The following is a 15170-nucleotide window of genomic DNA, read 5'->3' on the forward strand; positions in this document are numbered from 1 at the left end:
GGCTTGAGATGAACCTTGGGCAGGGACCGGGCCTAGGGTCTGCTCAAACCCCCGATCACCACGTCCCGACCGACGATGTCCGGTGGCTGAGTGCTTCGAATCCCCAGCGGCCGTGGTAGGCGCCCATGCCGCTGGCGCCGACACCGCCGAACGGCAGCTGCGGCACCAGACAGTGCATGGCGACATGGTTGATCACCGCACCGCCGGACGGGATCTCGTCCACCAGGCGCTCGCCCACCGCGGTCGTTTTCGTGAAGTAGTACGCGGCAAGCGGGTTCGGCCGGGGGTTCACGAACGAGATTGCGTCGTCGAGACTTTCGTACGACAGCACCGGCAGGATAGGTCCGAATATCTCCTGCTGCATGACCGCATCATCGGGATGCGGGTCGACGATCACGGTCGGCCGGATCGACAGCGACGCCTCGGTGGCCCGTCCGGCCCAGTACGATCGTGCCGCGCGTCTGCGCGAGATAGGTGGCCAGCCGCGCGAATTGGCGCTTGTTGACGATCCGGCGGCCGTCCGCGCTGCCCTCCCGCTCGAACTGCTCGATCGCCGCGATAATCTTGTTCACCAGCCGATCCCGGATGCGGTGATCGGCCAGCACGTAGTCCGGCGCGATGCAGGTCTGCCCCGAGTTCGCGCACTTGACCCAGGCGATGCGGCGGGCCGCGATATCCAGATCGGCGTCGGCGGTCACGATCACCGGGCTTTTACCGCCGAGCTCCAGGGTCACCGGGGTCAGCGTCGGCGCGGCCGCGGCCATGATCTTTCGTCCGATTTGGTCGCCGCCGGTGAACAGTACGTGGTCGACACCCTGCGCCAGCAGCTCCCGAGTGACCGGGGCGTCGCCCTCGACCACGATGACCGGCTCGGAGTCCAGATATTCCGGAACCAGCCGAGCCAGCACCGCCGACGTGGCCGGCGCCAGCTCGGACGGCTTGAGCACCGCGCAGTTGCCCGCGGCCACAGCGGCCACCAGCGGTGAAAGCGTCAGGTAAACCGGGTAATTCCACGGGCCGACGACCAGGACGACGCCAAGCGGCTCGTACTGCACCCAGGCCGAACCCGGATACTGCACCAGCGGCAGCGGCTGCCGTCGCCGACGCATCCACCGGCGCAGGTGTTTCAGGGCGAACACGGCCTCACCCCTGGTGGACGAGATATCGCCGAACCAGGTTTCGGCCCGGCTGCGTCCGAGATCACTGGCCAGCGCGGCTGCGATCCGATCCTCCTGCTCATCCAGCAGCCGGATCGCGTTCCGCAGCTGCTCCTCACGCCAGGCGCGGTCTCGGGTCCGGCCGGACGCAAACGCGCGGCGAACCCGTGCCATCGCTGCGGGAATGTCGGGCAAATCAGAGACCGCTCGTGCGGTCGTCGGTGTAGACATTTCATTACCTCTGAGAAGTTCCGTCACGCCTCCGGCGACGGAATCAGACCGTGTTCGAGAAGTCGTTCCGTGCCCGCGGCCCTGCCACGAAAGTGTTTGCCGCGCAGGATGTGTCGTTGACCGGGAACGGGTCGGGTCTCCGGTAGATGGTTCGGCTACCCATACGAAGGGGACCGACGAAGATTCCGAGCCCGGCGATCACGCGTTGGGGCGTCGCGGGAGGTGGACCACCAAGTCAGCTGTCGTAGTCGACTGCGACCGTTGGGGTGGTGGGATGCGATTGACAGGTCAGGATGAAACCGGCGTCGACCTCGGCTGCGGTAAGTGCGAGGTTTTGCTCCATCGATACCGCTCCGGTGGTGATTCTGGCTTTGCACGTGCCACATGCGCCGCCGAGACAGGCATACGGCGCGTCGATGTTGTTTTTCAGCGCGGATTCGAGGACGGTGTCACCCGCGGCGAGTTCCACGGTGTGATCCGCGCCGGACAGGGTGATGGTCACTTCCGAGTTGGGGAAGCCGTCGACGTGTGTGGATCGGTTTGGGCCGCGGAACAGTTCGAGGTGTATCCGCTCGGTCGGCACTGCTTCGGATGTGAGGTCATCGCGCATTGTCGTGACGAGATCGGCTGGGCCGCACAGGTACCACCGGTCGATCGAGGTGAGGTCGTTGTCGAGCAGCCGTTGAACCATCGCCAGGTCTATTCGGCCACGAAAAGCGGCCGGGTGGTGGGCCTCGCCGGAGCGGATGTGGAATATGCCTAACCGGTCGGCATATCGAGATTCGAGCTCGTCGAGTTCGGTGGCGAACATGGTCGACTCTGCGGTTCTGTTGCCGTAGAAGAGGGTGAAGCGGCTCTCGGTCTCGATCTCCATCGTGGTGCGCATGATCGACAGGATGGGCGTGATGCCGCTTCCTGCCGCTACCGCGACATAGTCGCGCCGGGCGAGGGGATCGAGGGGTGCGCCGAAGCTGCCCGTGGGCGTCATCAGCTCCAGGACGTCACCGGCTCGCAGCGTTTCGACCGCGAAGCGCGAGAACATCCCGCCCGCGATGTGCCGTACTCCGATCGCCAGTTCTCCCGAGGTGGCCGAGGTGCAGATCGAGTAGTTTCGCCGCACCTCCCGCCCACCGATGCGGTGTCGAATCGTCAGGTTCTGGCCCGCCCGGAATCGGAATTGGTCGCTCAGATGATCGGGAACGTCGAAGGTAACTTTGACGCTGCCCGGAGTAAGAGGCTCGACGCTGTTGACGGGGATCGGGTGGGTACTGGCATGGCGTGCCGCGGAGGAACGCGGCATTCGGGCCGGGAGTAGTGCGGCGAGTTTGCCGTTGAGGCGTTTCCATTCGCGGTACTGCGCGGCGTCGAGCTGCTGCCCGAAAACGGTGCTTATCGCCGAGTCCCGCTCGAGGTAGGCGGCCTCGTTGCGTCGCCAGGCCGCGACATAGCGGTAGAAGGGGATGGAGGGGTGCAGGTGGTGGACCAGGTGGTAGTTCTGCGACAACAGCAGGGGAGTCAGGATCCACTCCGAGCCGACGCGGTTGCGGGTCGCGCGATAGCGGTTCTCGCGCTGCGTATCTTCCAGGTCGTGGTGGGGCAGCCAGTCGAACCACCACGCGAGCACGAACATCGCCACCCGCCCGGGAATCAGGCAGATCACCGCGAGCGTCCACAGCTGTCCGGTGAGCGCGGCCGCCACGATGACCGTCAGCGAGAAGGTCATCAACGTCGCCGTTTCCAGGACCTCGGCGCGTGGTCGCCGGCGCACGTTACGCACCAAGAAACTGATATACGGCAGGTCCATGGCCGGGAAGCGGACGGGCAGCTGCCACCACGGTGCGGCGCTGACGAAGTGATCGGGATCGGACTCCCCGTCATTGGTGTTGCGGTGGTGTTCGATATGGATGAACGCGAACGACTTGAACGAGATCAGCGGCGAGACGAAGAACATCGCGACGCGACCGAAGGCGACGTTGACCCAGCGATGGGAGCTGATCGAGTAATGCGAAGCGTCGTGCAACACGGTGAACAGGACGAAGATTGCCGCCGAGCTCGCGGCGATGGTAACTATCGCATGCACAGTGCCGGTGAGCGCAGCCCAGGTCGAGGCGCCGAAAACCGTAAGCGCACCTGTGAAGATGCCGACTATCGGCCACGACAGCGGAGGAACCCGCTCGCCCGAATCAGGCAAAGCATGCCGCGAGGCCGCTGCTAGGGGTGGGGAGTGTTGAGTCGTCGTCGACATCGGACTCCTCTTTCGTGCTTCGGGATGAGATGCCTCACAAACTACGAACGGCCGGTATCTATCAACAAGGCCCTTTCAGCCCTCCTTGATGTGCTGCGAGCACATCCCGGCACGCTCCGACTCCGGTCAACGCGGCTATGACTCGCGCAAAACCGGGGTTCCCAGCACGTCGCAGACCAGGAGGGCGGCGTGCAGCTCGGCGGTCTTGATAGTCGCAGGCCGGCCCCTGCGCTCTTCGGCACGACGCACCCTGTGCAGGACCGTATTCCGGTGGATTCCCAAGGCGCGCGCTGCGGTCGCCAGACTCCCTTGCGCGTCGAGCACGGCCAGCAGTGCGGCGCGCTCGCCGCGCTCTTTCACGTCATCCCGTGCCAGAGCGCCGAGCTGAGCGGTGACGAAGGCCCGCGCCGCATCCAGGTCGCGTGAGATGGCATCCACCAACGCGACATCGCTGAACTCGGTGATCGTCGGCGCAACGCGACCGGACAGTTCGATGACCCGGCGAGTACGGACAGCCTCGAGGTGGGAGGTACGGAAGCCGGCAGCCCCCGGATGGGGCGAGCCCACCGCGACGTGAAAGTTTCTACTGTCACCGCGAAACTCCGTCGCCATGCCCGTGAGCGACGTCCTCACCTCCCCCGCGACCGATGCCCATCCCCACACCGCGAGTGGCCCGTCCGCCACGACGAGCGAGTGGCCCGCACCGAGGAGCCGTCCAACCTGCCTGGCGAATCCCTCGAGGTCGACGCTGCGGTCGTCGGCCCAGCACACGAAGCCGATCTGCCGACCGGTGAGCCGATGGCCGAGCACACGTTCGGCCCGAGCGACATCGACACGTTCCCCAGCCAGCAGTGCGCGCACGACCTCGGCCCGCTCGGCTCTTGCCTGGTTCTGGCGACGGTCGAGTTCCGCGACGTACTCGGCGGCCACCAGACTGGAGATGCGGTCGATGTATCGAAACCCGAACTGCTCGAGATCGACAAACGCCCGCAACGCGACAGCGGGGTCGTCGATCAAATCAGTCAGCGACTCGGAAAGCTTTTCGGTAAAGAACTCATGACCCAACCGATAGAACCGCAGCATCACATCCACGCTGTGCCCCCGTGACGCCATTGCTCGAGCGTGCTCGAGCGCCGTCACCGGCGCCTCCACAGCCGCAATATCGATCCCATGACGAACCATCGAAAGCACCGCTTCTAGATTCGACGAGCACGACCCCAAAGTCAGGCCGCGAAGCTCAGCATCCCCACCGATCTCCGGTATCCGCTCGACCAAGTACCCCAGCATGTCGTCAGCCAGACCGGACACATCCGCCAGCAAAGACGCAGCAACATCCCTTCCAGCCTCCCCACCACGAGCCGGCTCCAGCGCCTCCATATCTGCACACTAACCTCGACCGAACTGCTACGGCCGACCGTTCACGATCGACGCAGCAACGGAACGCTTCTCCCATTTGTCGGGACTGTGGATCTAAGGGTGTTTCCGGCCTGACGCGCTGACCGGAGGTCACCCGCACTATTCCGCGAGGCGGGCAAGCCTGGAGTTGGTGGCGTACAGGAAGTAGAACTGCATATTCCTGGTCGCCTCGTGGTCCCTCCATTGAGCAAGCATCGCCCTGACAGCGACGAGCGGTACGCCGACCGCGGCGGCGGCGCCGGTGATCATCGCTGCCGCGGCGACCGGAAGCCCGCTAGCAGGGCCTGCGGCTATAGCTGTCACCGGTGAGGAGTGTTCGCTGGAGCCGGCCGATGTATTCATCGCGACATCCTGGAGGTGCTCGCCGATGCGGGGCGGGGGTTGCGAGCCGGGCATATCGCCGCCGCCTTGGGGCTTTCGGTCAATCCGTCGAAGGCGGAGGGACTGCGGTCGAAGTTGAAGCGGCTGACCGCGCGCGGCTGGCTGGACGAGCAGACTCCGGGCCTGTTCTCTTGTGCCACAGGTGTAAAGAGCTGTCGGCGAGCTCTTCTGTCAGATTCGAAGGTGCCACCCATATCGAAACGCGTGAAAGAAGAGCCCGCGGTGACACGGTATGGCACGCCGGCGAGTGCTGACCCGTTTGCGGCGTCGAAAACATCGTTCGAATCCTTGGTCGCCGACCTGGAAAACGTGGAGACCGCCCAGTTTCCGCATAACCAGCTCGAAGACCTCATCAAAGGCAGAGGCCGACAAGTGCTGCGGCAGTTGTTGCAGGACCACCTGGATCTGCGGGCAGCGACCGAGGAGGCCGACCTGACCGCGCGGTTGCGCCGCGGTGAGCGTCCCGCAGGCCGTAATCGGTTGGAGCGGGTCGCCTATCTGTAGCAGGGTTCGGCACGTTTGTGCATGCGGGACAACGGGGCTGGAAAAGTGTGGCCTCTCGGGCCGTTTCCTACGGCATTTTCCACAATTAGTGTCGTATATCACTGCAGTGAGAAAAGGTGATCGGGATCATGACCGAAACGATTGCTTTCGACAGATGAGGTGGTCGGCGAGAAGGTGAATGATGTCGGAAAATGCGCGAAAGATGTCGGTTCCGACGCTTATTCTCCATCGACGCTCGACGTACTGTTCGTATCAGGGCCTCAGCGGGCCACCCCAAGACGGTTCCGCGACCTTCAATTGAACAGATGAGGTAGCGAGACCGCTACAACCTATGAACAGTCCCGCCTCCAGCAACGGCGCTGGAAGGGCCACCAACGACGTCGGCCCGTCAGCGGGAACTGAATCGGGAGGGTCGGCGAGCCGCGAACGGAGGATCCGGAAGCGGCCACGCGGCACTCCAGTGGGCCGCGCGACCGACGCGTTCGCGCAGGGCGCGAACATCGTCGCGTATGTCCGAAGGCGGTATTTCGTAGTTCGTGCAGCATCTCGCGCGTAGCCGTTGTACCGGATCGTCACGGGTGCGGTTCGTTTCGACTTGTCGAGCAGCGCAAGGGCCGCGGTGAACTCGTCACGCTGGAAGTGCGCACGAGCTATCTCTCGATGAAATGGCTGGCCGCTGCTCGAATTCTCGCCGCAGCTGATCGACGGCGAACACCCGCCCCGCGGAGGCGTGGTCGGCAAGCAGAGATGCAAGCTCCTCGACCCGATCTCGAATGGGTGCAGCTAGTCTGCAGTGACTATTGATCAGGCGGCGATCTGGTAGTCGTTCGGGTGGATGCGTTGGTGTTCTCGGGTGAGGTGGTATTGCCAGTAGGTTTCGAAGTCTCCGTTGTTGATGAGCGTGCGGAGGGTGAGTATGGCTTCGGCTCCGGTCAATCCCATCTGGCGTGGCGGTGGGTCACGGCCCATCGCACGAAGCTGACCGATCCGGCTGACGCCTACACCGTTGTTGGAGCACTCGCGGCCGCCGACCGCAGTGCCGTCAGTGTGCTCGAACGTCTCGGCGGCTGGGCTCGCAACATCGGCGATGAATCCACGTACACCGACCACTTCGGCCACGACGACCCAGACGGCACCACCGATCAGATTCAGTCCAACTGCCACCACACCGCCCGCTTCCTTCGTGAAGCCGCGAACAACCATGACGCCGCAGGCCAACGCCTCGACATGGCGCACGGTTCCTCGGACACCTGTACCGCGCCAATGACGACGAATCCCAAAGCGACACAAGGGAATAGAAGGCAAGCCCTTCCCGCAGAGGGAAGGGTGCGGCAGCACCCGGGCACTGTATCACGGCGGGCGCCGCACCCGGCGTCGCGATCCGCACACCGGGCGGGCCTACCTCAACGACATCCGGCCCGCCCTGCTCGACTGGTCCGGCCGCTACGACAATCTCCGAGAAGTGACCCGCGATGACATCCTCAACGTCGCAAATGCCTTGCGCGGCAACCGGCGTCGTCACACGCTGATCGCTCTGCGGTCCGCGACAATCAGTGGGCGCACATCACCGATTGGCAGGCGGAGTTGGAACCGCACTACGACCAGGCCAGCCGGATGCTGGGCGTCGCTACTGTGCCCCACCCCGCACCAACCGACGCCGCGATGCGCCAGGTGGCAGCCGACATGGGGGGTGGCCGACACGTTCCACCCGGCGTCGGTGGGCGTCTACTTCGGCGCCCCCGGCCGAACGGACGACGATCCGTACTTCGGCGGTGCCGGCCCGCGGCGCACCGGGTGCACGGAATGCGGATCCTGCTTGTCGGGATGCCGTGTCGGAGCGAAGAACACCCTCACCAAGAACTACCTTTTCCTGGCGGAGCGACAGGGTGCCGTCGTCCTCCCCATGGCCACCGTCGACATCGTGACGCCGCGATCGGACGGCACGTTCGAGGTCGATATGCACCGCACCGGCACGCGGTCGCGGCGGCAGCGCAGCACTCTTACCGCGGGCAAGGTCGTCCTCGCCGCCGGCACCTGGGGCACGCAGAAGCTTCTGCATCGACTGCGTGACGACGGTGTGATGCCCGAACTGTCCGGTCGGCTAGGCGAATTGACGCGGACGAACTCAGAGAACATCGTCGGGACCGGTCGTACGACCGTCGATTCCGAAGTCGACTTCACCAAGGGTGTCGCGGTCTCGTCCTCGTTCTATGCGGACGCGAACACCCACATCCAGTCGGTGCGCTATGGGAAGGGGAGCAACGCTATGAGTCTGCTCCAGACCGTTGCCACCAACGGTTCGTTGTCCACCCCGCGGTGGCTGCAAGCGGCACGCACCATCGGCCGGCACCCGCTCACCTGGTTGAAACTAGTGAACCCGCGCAGATGGAGCGAGCGGACGTTGCTTCTTCTCGCGATGCAGAGTCTCGACAACTCGATCACGACATTCACGAAGAAGGGTCCGTTCGGCGGCCGCCGTCTCACGTCGAAACAAGGTCACGGGGAGCCCACTCCGAGTTTCATCGCCGGTGGGTACGAGGCGAACCTGCGCACCGCACAACGTATCGGCGGCGTCGCGGGCGGATCGTGGGGTGAGGTGTTCGGAATGCCGATGACCGCACACTTCCTCGGCGGCGTCCCGATCGGCACATCGGCGGAGAACGGTGTCGTCGACCCGTACCACCGAGTCTTCAACTATCCGGGGATGTCTGTTGTCGACGGGTCGGCCGTCAGTGCGAATCTCGGTGTGAACCCGTCGCTCACTATCACCGCTCAAGCGGAGCGAGCATTCGCGCTCTGGCCGAACAAAGGGGACGCGGATCCGCGTCCTAGCCAGTCCGAACCGTATCAGCGCCTCACCGTGGTGGGCCCGCAGTCGCCCGCGGTTCCCGCATACGCGCCCGCAGCATTGCCGCTCACCGTGCTGAAACGGCCTCGGCTCGATATCGACACGGTGAGTTGATGTTTCGATGATCTCGTCAGAGGTAAGTCTCGGGCAAGATCTCGATGATGGGAGCCGTCGTCCGCATACCCGAACGCGTGGGCCAGGGGGATCACGCGCACGGACGTGCGGTCTGCGTCACGACTTCGCAACCGCGAGCAGACCGTGAGCGTCGTACCAGACCGGACCGATGTTGAGTCGAGTCGGATACTTCGAGGTCATGGTGTCGAAGAATTGTTGCGGCGTGGGAGGGGGTGTCGCGGTGATCAGATCCCGAGCGTCGATCAGGTATTGCCTTGTCTCGCCGATGCTCTCGGGGTTGTCCGGAAGGTCACGGTTCTTGTGCCCCGCCACGACGACGCGTGGATTCAGCGCCTCGACGACGTCGAGCGCGGCAAGCCACGAGCCGAAACCGCCACCGGGTGTCTCGAGAAGCATCTGATGAACACCGTTGTAGACAACGTCGCCTCCGACGAGCAGTCCGATGTCCGGGACGTGCAGGACACTCGTGTCGTCGGTGTCGGTGTGGCCGACCTCGATGGCGATCAGGGCGTGGCCCTCGAGCTGGAACACGCCACCGGGGATGGGTTGGTAGACCAGCTGCGTCTCGGGGATCAGACCGGGGAAGTCGTTGTCCCACACGGCCCGCGCCTCCGCCTGCATGTGCATGGGGGAGATCCTCCCCGCTGTGGCGAGGCGCCGAGTACGGCTGCGGGCTGGCGGATCGCGGACGTGGTCGGTCATATCGGAGTGACTTCGAAGCACATGTACAGCGCCTCGGGGTTGCCGACGATGCTTGCGAAGAGCCTCGAGCAGGTCAATGAGGGGCCGGTGGATGCCCGTCGTGGCTGGAGCCGAAAAAAGGTGATGAAGGAGTACTCGGGGTCTACCTCGCACGCGGTGACTGAGTTGTCGGTGATCTCGCATTCGCCGATGCGTTACGTACGAGCACCGCTAGCGGAGTTGGGGCGGTTCCCGCTAGGGCTGGTAGTCGGCGGCGCTCTGGTGTTCGATCATCACACGCATCTGCGGTTCGACATGGCACCCGCATTGGGGCGTCCGGCGCCGGAGACCGATGACGACCGCATGCGGGCCGTGCTCACGTGGATGACCGCAGTCCTGAGCAATCAGGTCGCTCGGAATTCGGTGCCGGGTCTCGATGGTCGAGTGGCTTTGACGCTGACCGGCCCCCGGCGGTAGCGACTGGTGGGTGGACGAGGCGGGACTATCGGCGTACTGGACCGGTCCGGTCGCGGCGACGGTGACCGCATCGTCGCTGACGTTCCCGGATTGGGGTACGCAGCGGTCGCGGTGGCGCGATCACGATCTGACCATCACCGGTCATGCCGGTCTCGCGGCGCGGTTTCTCGACCGGGTCAACGTCATCTGATCGGGCCACCGTCGGGGTCGCAGGCTTGCAGGCCTGTGACCCCGACGCCTGGCCGCGGCCGGAAGTTGCCGGCGGCTAGGCGGACCGGACCGCGGCGACAGCAGCATCGTAGAGATCGAAGACGTTGTCGCGGCCGTCGCGCCCGATCCACTGAACCATCGCGACGTGCAGGCACGCGATCGCCGCTGCTGCGATCGCATGAGCCTGGAGTTCGCGGCGCGCATCCTGCGGTAGCCGTTCCTCGATGAGCGGCGTCAGCAGGTCCTGCCATCGTGCTTGTTTGTCCATGTGTCCGGCGCGCAGCGAGTCGTTGCCGAAGATGAACTGCGCGAACTGAAATCGGCGCTCGGGCGCCGCCTCGATCTCTTCGAGCACGTGGAACGACGTGCGCAGCGAGGTCCAGACATCCTCGTCCGCGGGAAGTTGGGCGAACCGGGCCGCGATCACGTCGCCCTGTTCGGCCAGGCCGCTCAGAGCGAGATCTTCCTTGCTCTTGAAGTAGTTGAACAGCGTTCTCCGTGAGACTCCCGCTGCGGCGGCGACCTCGTCGATCGTGGTGCCGTCGTACCCGTTCTCCGCGAAGAGTGCGATGGCAGTCTGGGCGATCAGAGACCGCACGACTGTGCGGGTCTGCTCGCGGATCGGGATCACGGGTCGGTTCATGCACCTACAGTACTTGAATTCACTACTGGCTACAACTTGCACACAGTGCATAGAAATGCATAGAGTGGTTAGATGAGCAAAGTCGATTACACGAAGCAGACCACCATTGTCACCGGGGCGAGCTCCGGGCTGGGCGCCGAATTCGCCACGCAACTCGCGGCCCGAGGGTCGAACCTCGTTCTCGTCGCACGTCGCGCCGACCGGCTCGAGGCGCTCGCGGAGCAGCTCGCGCGACAGCACGGCGTAGCCGTCACCGTCATCGCACGTGACCTCGGGACTCCGGACGCGGGTCGCGCCCTGCGCGCCGACTTGGAAGGGCGCGGCATCCACGCTACGAGCCTGGTGAACAACGCGGGCTTCGGCACGCACAACAATTTCTGGGACGAGGACCCGGACCAACTCCAGTCGATGATCACCTTGAACATCAACGCTCTTGTCGACCTGAGCCGTGCTTACATCGAGCCACTGTCGAAGGGCAATGGCGTCTTGATCAACGTCGCGAGCCTTCTCGGGTATCAACCGACGCCGTACCTGAGCGTGTACGGGGCAACAAAGGCATTCGTACTCAGCTTCACTGAATCTCTTTGGGAGGAGACGCGAGACTCCGAACTGGGGGTTCTGGCCATCTGCCCCGGTGCGATGGAAACCGAGTTCTTCGAGACTGCCGGTGCTGCAGCCGATTACGGCACCAAGCGAGCCACTCCGCAGGACGTGGTGAAGATCGCTTTGAACACCCTCGACCGCCGCTCTGCTCCGCCGTCGGTGATCACGAACGGCCGACCCCTTGCGGTCGCAACCAAATTCTTGCCGAGACGGCAGGTCGTGCGACTGATGGGCGCCTTGGGGCGTCGCGCAATCGCGAAGTAGTAGTGCCGGTTCTCGACGTTCGTTCCGCCGTCGGACGCTGCAACGGCGACTGAAACACACATGCCGCAGACAGGGTGCTGACCTACGCGATCGTCTCGGAATGATCGATCCGATCATCAGTTTGTAAGCGGACGTGTGATCAAGATCTGCTGCCTTGATGAGCGCAGCTCTCGGCGGCTGTGTCGGCTACAGCTTCAAGGCTTCCGCGAATGCTTCCAGTTCGCGGCGGATGTCGCCCATCGGTTGAAAGGAGAGTTCGTTCACTCCGCGATCGGCCAACTCGTCGGCCCGTCGCCGAACCTCGGTCGCGGTACCGGTCATCGTGGTGTGGGTCAGCAGAGCGCTGCCTCCGGCGTTCCACCCGATGTCGTCAGCTGCATTCATCGTCATGAGATGGCCGTTGTGAATGGTTAGATGTCGGAGGTGTTCGGGCGCTTGGTTGATCTCGGCCAACCATTCGGGTCCGCCGGGGACCCCGTGCACTGCGGCCTCGCCGATCAACTCGTACGTGGCGTGATATGCCTGCACCACTCCCGGACCGGCGGCGGCGCGAACCCTGTCGCTCGTCATCGATTCCCCGTCGTCGACGACGGTGCCCGTCGTTCCGAAGATGACGTGCGGGAAGTTCGTCGCGGCCGGCGGCGCGTCCTGCACCGCGAACAGTCCGTCGCCTAGCGTCTGGGCGATCCTCGTTCCCTTCGGGCCGATGGCCGCGATGTATACGGGAATCGACGCCAGTGCTGTCCTCGGGAGGTTCTCGGGTGGATGCAGCATCTTCAGCCAGCCGCCCTCCCACTCGACCGATTCTCCTCTGAGCAGGGCGCGGTAGGTTGTGACGTAGGCGCTGAGGTAGGACCAGGACACGGGGGGCTGGCCCATCGCCTTACAACCGGTGTAGCCCGTTCCGAAGGCGACGGCCACTCGTCCGGGTGCCATCGACTCTAGTGCTGCGGTCGCGGTCGCGTTGACCATCGGGTGCCTCAGTGTCGGTACAAGTACGCCGGGCCCGAGACCGATGCGTGTCGTCCGACCGGCGGCCGCCGCGAGCATCATCCAGACATCTGGGCTCTGCTGCGGGGTGTCGTACAACCATGCGCGGTGGAATCCCAGATCCTCGGCGATGCGGACGTGTTCGGGTGTGTCGAGGGTGGTCGCGAAGGAAACCGAAACGGCCATGTTGTCGACTTCGCCTGCGCAGGTGCTGTTTGCATGCTCATCGTGCTAACTGCTCCGTGACTCGGTGTTCGGTAATTCGGAAAGGAAATTCTTGATGAGGCCGATGACGACCTCAGGCTGTTCGCGTGCGGATAGGTGCCCTACGCCCTCGAGCATCTCGAGCCGCGCGTTCGGCATGCCCGCGGAGAGGTCCCGCGAGTGCTCCGGTGGCAGGCCCTTGTCGACGGACCCCGAGATGACCAGAGTCGGAGTTTTGATTCGGCCGAGATCACCGCTGATGTCGGTTCGGTCGACCATGACCGACTTGTTGGCCATCGCGATGCCCACAGGATCGAGCCGGTCGACGCTCTCGCGGAGATGGCCGGAGAACACCGGATTCTTCTCGCGATACTGCGGTGCGAGCATGCCTGCCTCGACCAGCGATCCGGGCTTGAGGGGCAGCTTGTTTCTGAGGATGAACGACACCAGCCGGTCCCGGCTGCGATTCACGAACGTGCCTCGTCGGGCACTGGTGTTGCTCAGAACCAGACCCGACACGCGTTCAGGTGCGCGAAGGGACATGCGCAGTCCCACGAAACCGCCCCATGACAATCCGAGCACGGCAGCCTCGCAGACACCGGCCGCATCGAGTACCTCGAAAGCCGCGTCTGCACACTGTTCCATCGAGAAGGTCGTCGGTGACGACGGACTGTTTCCGGTGCCTGGCGGATCGATCAGCAGTGTCCGCCACCCTGAGTCGTTGATGCTGGGCAGCACTGCGCCCCACGTTGTGTCACCGGACATCCAGAGGCTGGGCCACGCCAGCGCGACGGGTCCGTCGGACGGGCCGGTATCGGCCACGTGGAGAGGGCCGATCGTTGTCTCGATCAATGAATTCCTACAGGTCGTGTCACAGGAACCGCTCCCACCAGTTGAGTGCCAGGGTGCTGCCGGGTGCGTAGCCGTCGAAATAGATGCCGTAGTGGTCGATTCCGGGTATGACGTGGCGCTCCACCTCGATACCGCATTCGGCGAGGATGTCGGCGGCCTTGCCGCCGTTGTCGCCGGGAACGAAGAACTCCTCGTTGGCGGCGTCGATGATGAGCGTCGGGATCGACAGTCTCGGTACGAGGGCCATCGGATCGTAGTGCGCCAACTTCGCGAGGTACGGCGTGCCGGCCATGCTGGGCCACGGGGCCGAGTTGATCGACGTCATGTAGGTACCTGCAGCGTTTGGTCGACGACGGCGTATGCGGAAGGGAGCGTTGGCGGCCTATCGGGATGCGACGCTTTTCAAAGTGATTTACGGGTGGGGCCTTCGGAGGACCGAATCGGCACCGCTCGATGTCTTGGACTGGGGTCGTAATCCGGCCGCCCCGCACTTCGGCGGCTACGGGACGTTGCAGGTGCGCTATGGCAAGGCCAAGCGGGGGCAGCCGCCGCGGCGTCGCAATGTCGCCTCGGTGATGGACTGGGCCGTCGACGCCGTGATTTGGATATCGACGATCTCAGCCAGCAACTGTTCATCCTGCAATCGCCACGACGACGGATTCCTCGCCCGCTCGACCCACCCGTAATAGGTCGAGGACGCGATGCCCAGCACCCGTAGTACGAGCTCGACCGGCTGCTGCGGATGCTCCTTGACGAACCGCACGATCACCTCCGGGTCTGGTCGAGCTCCGAGGCGAAATACGCTCTCGCAGAACGCAACACCGCGTTGACACGCTCGAGCTCGGCCACCTTCTTCCGCAGCTGCCGATTCTCGGCGGCCATGTCAGTCGGCGGCCGATCAGCCCGCTCACCGGCATCCGCCTCGGCCTGACGAATCCGCAACTCCTCGTGATGCACCCCCAACTGCTGCACCAGCTTCCGGATCGTCGGCTTGGGATCCGACTCCCGGTACAGCCTGACCGCACGAGCCCTCAACTCGTCGGGGTACTTCCTCGGTGCCGCCACAGATGACTCCTTCCGGTCCTATCGGACCACAAATCGGAGCCCTCCGGAAAACGGGGGAAGCTCAGGGAGCTGATTGTGATTGGACTGGTTGCGCAATTACAAGACGCATTATGGTTATGCGCCGCGCGCATAACCGACCGTCGTTGAACACCCCTACACGGCTGGCCGCATTGACGGTGGCAAAAGCCCATGGTCATGCCCTGGCCCGACTACACCATTCACTACGAGTCGCTATCACCATCGCCGCGCCTCGGCGCCGAAGCC

General features: G+C 64.3%; 15 protein-coding genes and 2 pseudogenes. 5 read left to right on the forward strand and 12 right to left on the reverse strand.

Going from position 1 to position 15170, the window contains the following annotated elements; all coding sequences use genetic code 11:
- Positions 1-79: 79 nt before the first annotated feature.
- The 4 genes and pseudogenes from OH799_RS07155 to OH799_RS07170 all read right to left on the reverse strand — a co-directional run.
- Positions 80-1331 (reverse strand): annotated as a pseudogene (locus tag OH799_RS07155) (aldehyde dehydrogenase family protein); the annotation flags it as partial.
- Between the two features lie 292 nt (positions 1332-1623).
- Positions 1624-3633 carry a fatty acid desaturase gene (locus OH799_RS07160; RefSeq protein WP_406276924.1) on the reverse strand — a complete coding sequence of 670 codons (2010 nt, stop codon included), beginning with the start codon at positions 3631-3633 and terminating at the stop codon, positions 1624-1626.
- Positions 3634-3768: 135 nt separating this feature from the next.
- The gene (locus OH799_RS07165) at positions 3769-5010 is read right to left on the reverse strand and encodes a PucR family transcriptional regulator (protein WP_406276926.1); all 1242 of its coding nucleotides are present in this window, start codon (positions 5008-5010) and stop codon (positions 3769-3771) included.
- Positions 5011-5148: 138 nt separating this feature from the next.
- The gene (locus OH799_RS07170) at positions 5149-5391 is read right to left on the reverse strand and encodes a hypothetical protein (protein WP_406276928.1); all 243 of its coding nucleotides are present in this window, start codon (positions 5389-5391) and stop codon (positions 5149-5151) included.
- Positions 5392-5652: 261 nt separating this feature from the next.
- Between OH799_RS07170 and OH799_RS07175 the strand changes: the two genes are divergently transcribed.
- Positions 5653-5934: a hypothetical protein gene (locus tag OH799_RS07175; RefSeq protein WP_406276930.1), complete on the forward strand. Its 282-nt coding sequence runs from the start codon at positions 5653-5655 to the stop codon at positions 5932-5934.
- A gap of 804 nt (positions 5935-6738) precedes the next feature.
- On the opposite strand, the gene OH799_RS07180 is transcribed toward OH799_RS07175, so the two are convergent.
- Positions 6739-7170: a hypothetical protein gene (locus OH799_RS07180; RefSeq protein WP_406276932.1), complete on the reverse strand. Its 432-nt coding sequence runs from the start codon at positions 7168-7170 to the stop codon at positions 6739-6741.
- Positions 7171-7476: 306 nt separating this feature from the next.
- On the opposite strand from OH799_RS07180, the pseudogene OH799_RS07185 reads away from it, so the two are divergent.
- A pseudogene (locus OH799_RS07185) lies at positions 7477-8896 on the forward strand (GMC oxidoreductase); the annotation flags it as partial.
- A 117-nt stretch (positions 8897-9013) separates the two neighbouring features.
- Here OH799_RS07185 and OH799_RS07190 read toward each other — a convergent pair.
- Positions 9014-9544, reverse strand: coding sequence for an MBL fold metallo-hydrolase (locus tag OH799_RS07190; protein WP_406276934.1), 531 nt, complete (start codon positions 9542-9544; stop codon positions 9014-9016).
- 81 nt (positions 9545-9625) lie between these two features.
- Between OH799_RS07190 and OH799_RS07195 the strand changes: the two genes are divergently transcribed.
- Together OH799_RS07195 and OH799_RS07200 are read left to right on the forward strand one after the other, a co-directional pair.
- A complete protein-coding gene (locus tag OH799_RS07195) occupies positions 9626-10075 on the forward strand; it encodes a hypothetical protein (protein WP_406276936.1) in 450 nt (149 codons plus the stop codon).
- A 10-nt stretch (positions 10076-10085) separates the two neighbouring features.
- A complete protein-coding gene (locus OH799_RS07200; protein WP_406276938.1) occupies positions 10086-10265 on the forward strand; it encodes a hypothetical protein in 180 nt (59 codons plus the stop codon).
- Positions 10266-10340: 75 nt separating this feature from the next.
- Here the strand turns inward: OH799_RS07200 and OH799_RS07205 are convergent, their stop codons facing one another.
- Positions 10341-10928: a TetR/AcrR family transcriptional regulator gene (locus OH799_RS07205; RefSeq protein WP_406276939.1), complete on the reverse strand. Its 588-nt coding sequence runs from the start codon at positions 10926-10928 to the stop codon at positions 10341-10343.
- A gap of 72 nt (positions 10929-11000) precedes the next feature.
- Between OH799_RS07205 and OH799_RS07210 the strand changes: the two genes are divergently transcribed.
- Positions 11001-11795 (forward strand): SDR family NAD(P)-dependent oxidoreductase, encoded by a 795-nt coding sequence (locus OH799_RS07210; RefSeq protein ID WP_406276941.1) that lies wholly within the window; start codon positions 11001-11003, stop codon positions 11793-11795.
- 186 nt (positions 11796-11981) lie between these two features.
- Here the strand turns inward: OH799_RS07210 and OH799_RS07215 are convergent, their stop codons facing one another.
- From OH799_RS07215 to OH799_RS07235, 5 genes are all read right to left on the reverse strand, one after another.
- Positions 11982-12971 carry an LLM class flavin-dependent oxidoreductase gene (locus tag OH799_RS07215; protein ID WP_406276943.1) on the reverse strand — a complete coding sequence of 330 codons (990 nt, stop codon included), beginning with the start codon at positions 12969-12971 and terminating at the stop codon, positions 11982-11984.
- A 45-nt stretch (positions 12972-13016) separates the two neighbouring features.
- Positions 13017-13841: an alpha/beta fold hydrolase gene (locus OH799_RS07220; protein WP_406276945.1), complete on the reverse strand. Its 825-nt coding sequence runs from the start codon at positions 13839-13841 to the stop codon at positions 13017-13019.
- Between the two features lie 19 nt (positions 13842-13860).
- Complete coding sequence (locus OH799_RS07225) at positions 13861-14166, reverse strand: PhoPQ-activated protein PqaA family protein (protein WP_406276947.1); 306 nt, start codon at positions 14164-14166, stop codon at positions 13861-13863.
- A 195-nt stretch (positions 14167-14361) separates the two neighbouring features.
- Complete coding sequence (locus tag OH799_RS07230) at positions 14362-14604, reverse strand: hypothetical protein (protein ID WP_406276949.1); 243 nt, start codon at positions 14602-14604, stop codon at positions 14362-14364.
- 2 nt (positions 14605-14606) lie between these two features.
- Positions 14607-14906, reverse strand: a complete 300-nt coding sequence (locus OH799_RS07235; protein WP_406276951.1) for a transposase — start codon at positions 14904-14906, stop codon at positions 14607-14609.
- Between the last annotated feature and the right edge of the window lie 264 nt (positions 14907-15170).

It is taken from the genome of Nocardia sp. NBC_00881 (genome assembly GCF_045207455.1).
Lineage (GTDB): Bacteria > Actinomycetota > Actinomycetes > Mycobacteriales > Mycobacteriaceae > Nocardia.

Coding starts and splice junctions, on each gene's coding strand:
- OH799_RS07190 (WP_406276934.1), bottom strand. CDS start 9,544: ATGCACATGCAGGCGGAGGCGCGGGCCGTGTGGGACAACGACTTCCCC.
- OH799_RS07225 (WP_406276947.1), bottom strand. CDS start 14,166: ATGACGTCGATCAACTCGGCCCCGTGGCCCAGCATGGCCGGCACGCCG.
- OH799_RS07205 (WP_406276939.1), bottom strand. CDS start 10,928: ATGAACCGACCCGTGATCCCGATCCGCGAGCAGACCCGCACAGTCGTG.
- OH799_RS07170 (WP_406276928.1), bottom strand. CDS start 5,391: ATGAATACATCGGCCGGCTCCAGCGAACACTCCTCACCGGTGACAGCT.
- OH799_RS07210 (WP_406276941.1), top strand. CDS start 11,001: ATGAGCAAAGTCGATTACACGAAGCAGACCACCATTGTCACCGGGGCG.
- OH799_RS07160 (WP_406276924.1), bottom strand. CDS start 3,633: ATGTCGACGACGACTCAACACTCCCCACCCCTAGCAGCGGCCTCGCGG.
- OH799_RS07165 (WP_406276926.1), bottom strand. CDS start 5,010: ATGGAGGCGCTGGAGCCGGCTCGTGGTGGGGAGGCTGGAAGGGATGTT.
- OH799_RS07215 (WP_406276943.1), bottom strand. CDS start 12,971: ATGGCCGTTTCGGTTTCCTTCGCGACCACCCTCGACACACCCGAACAC.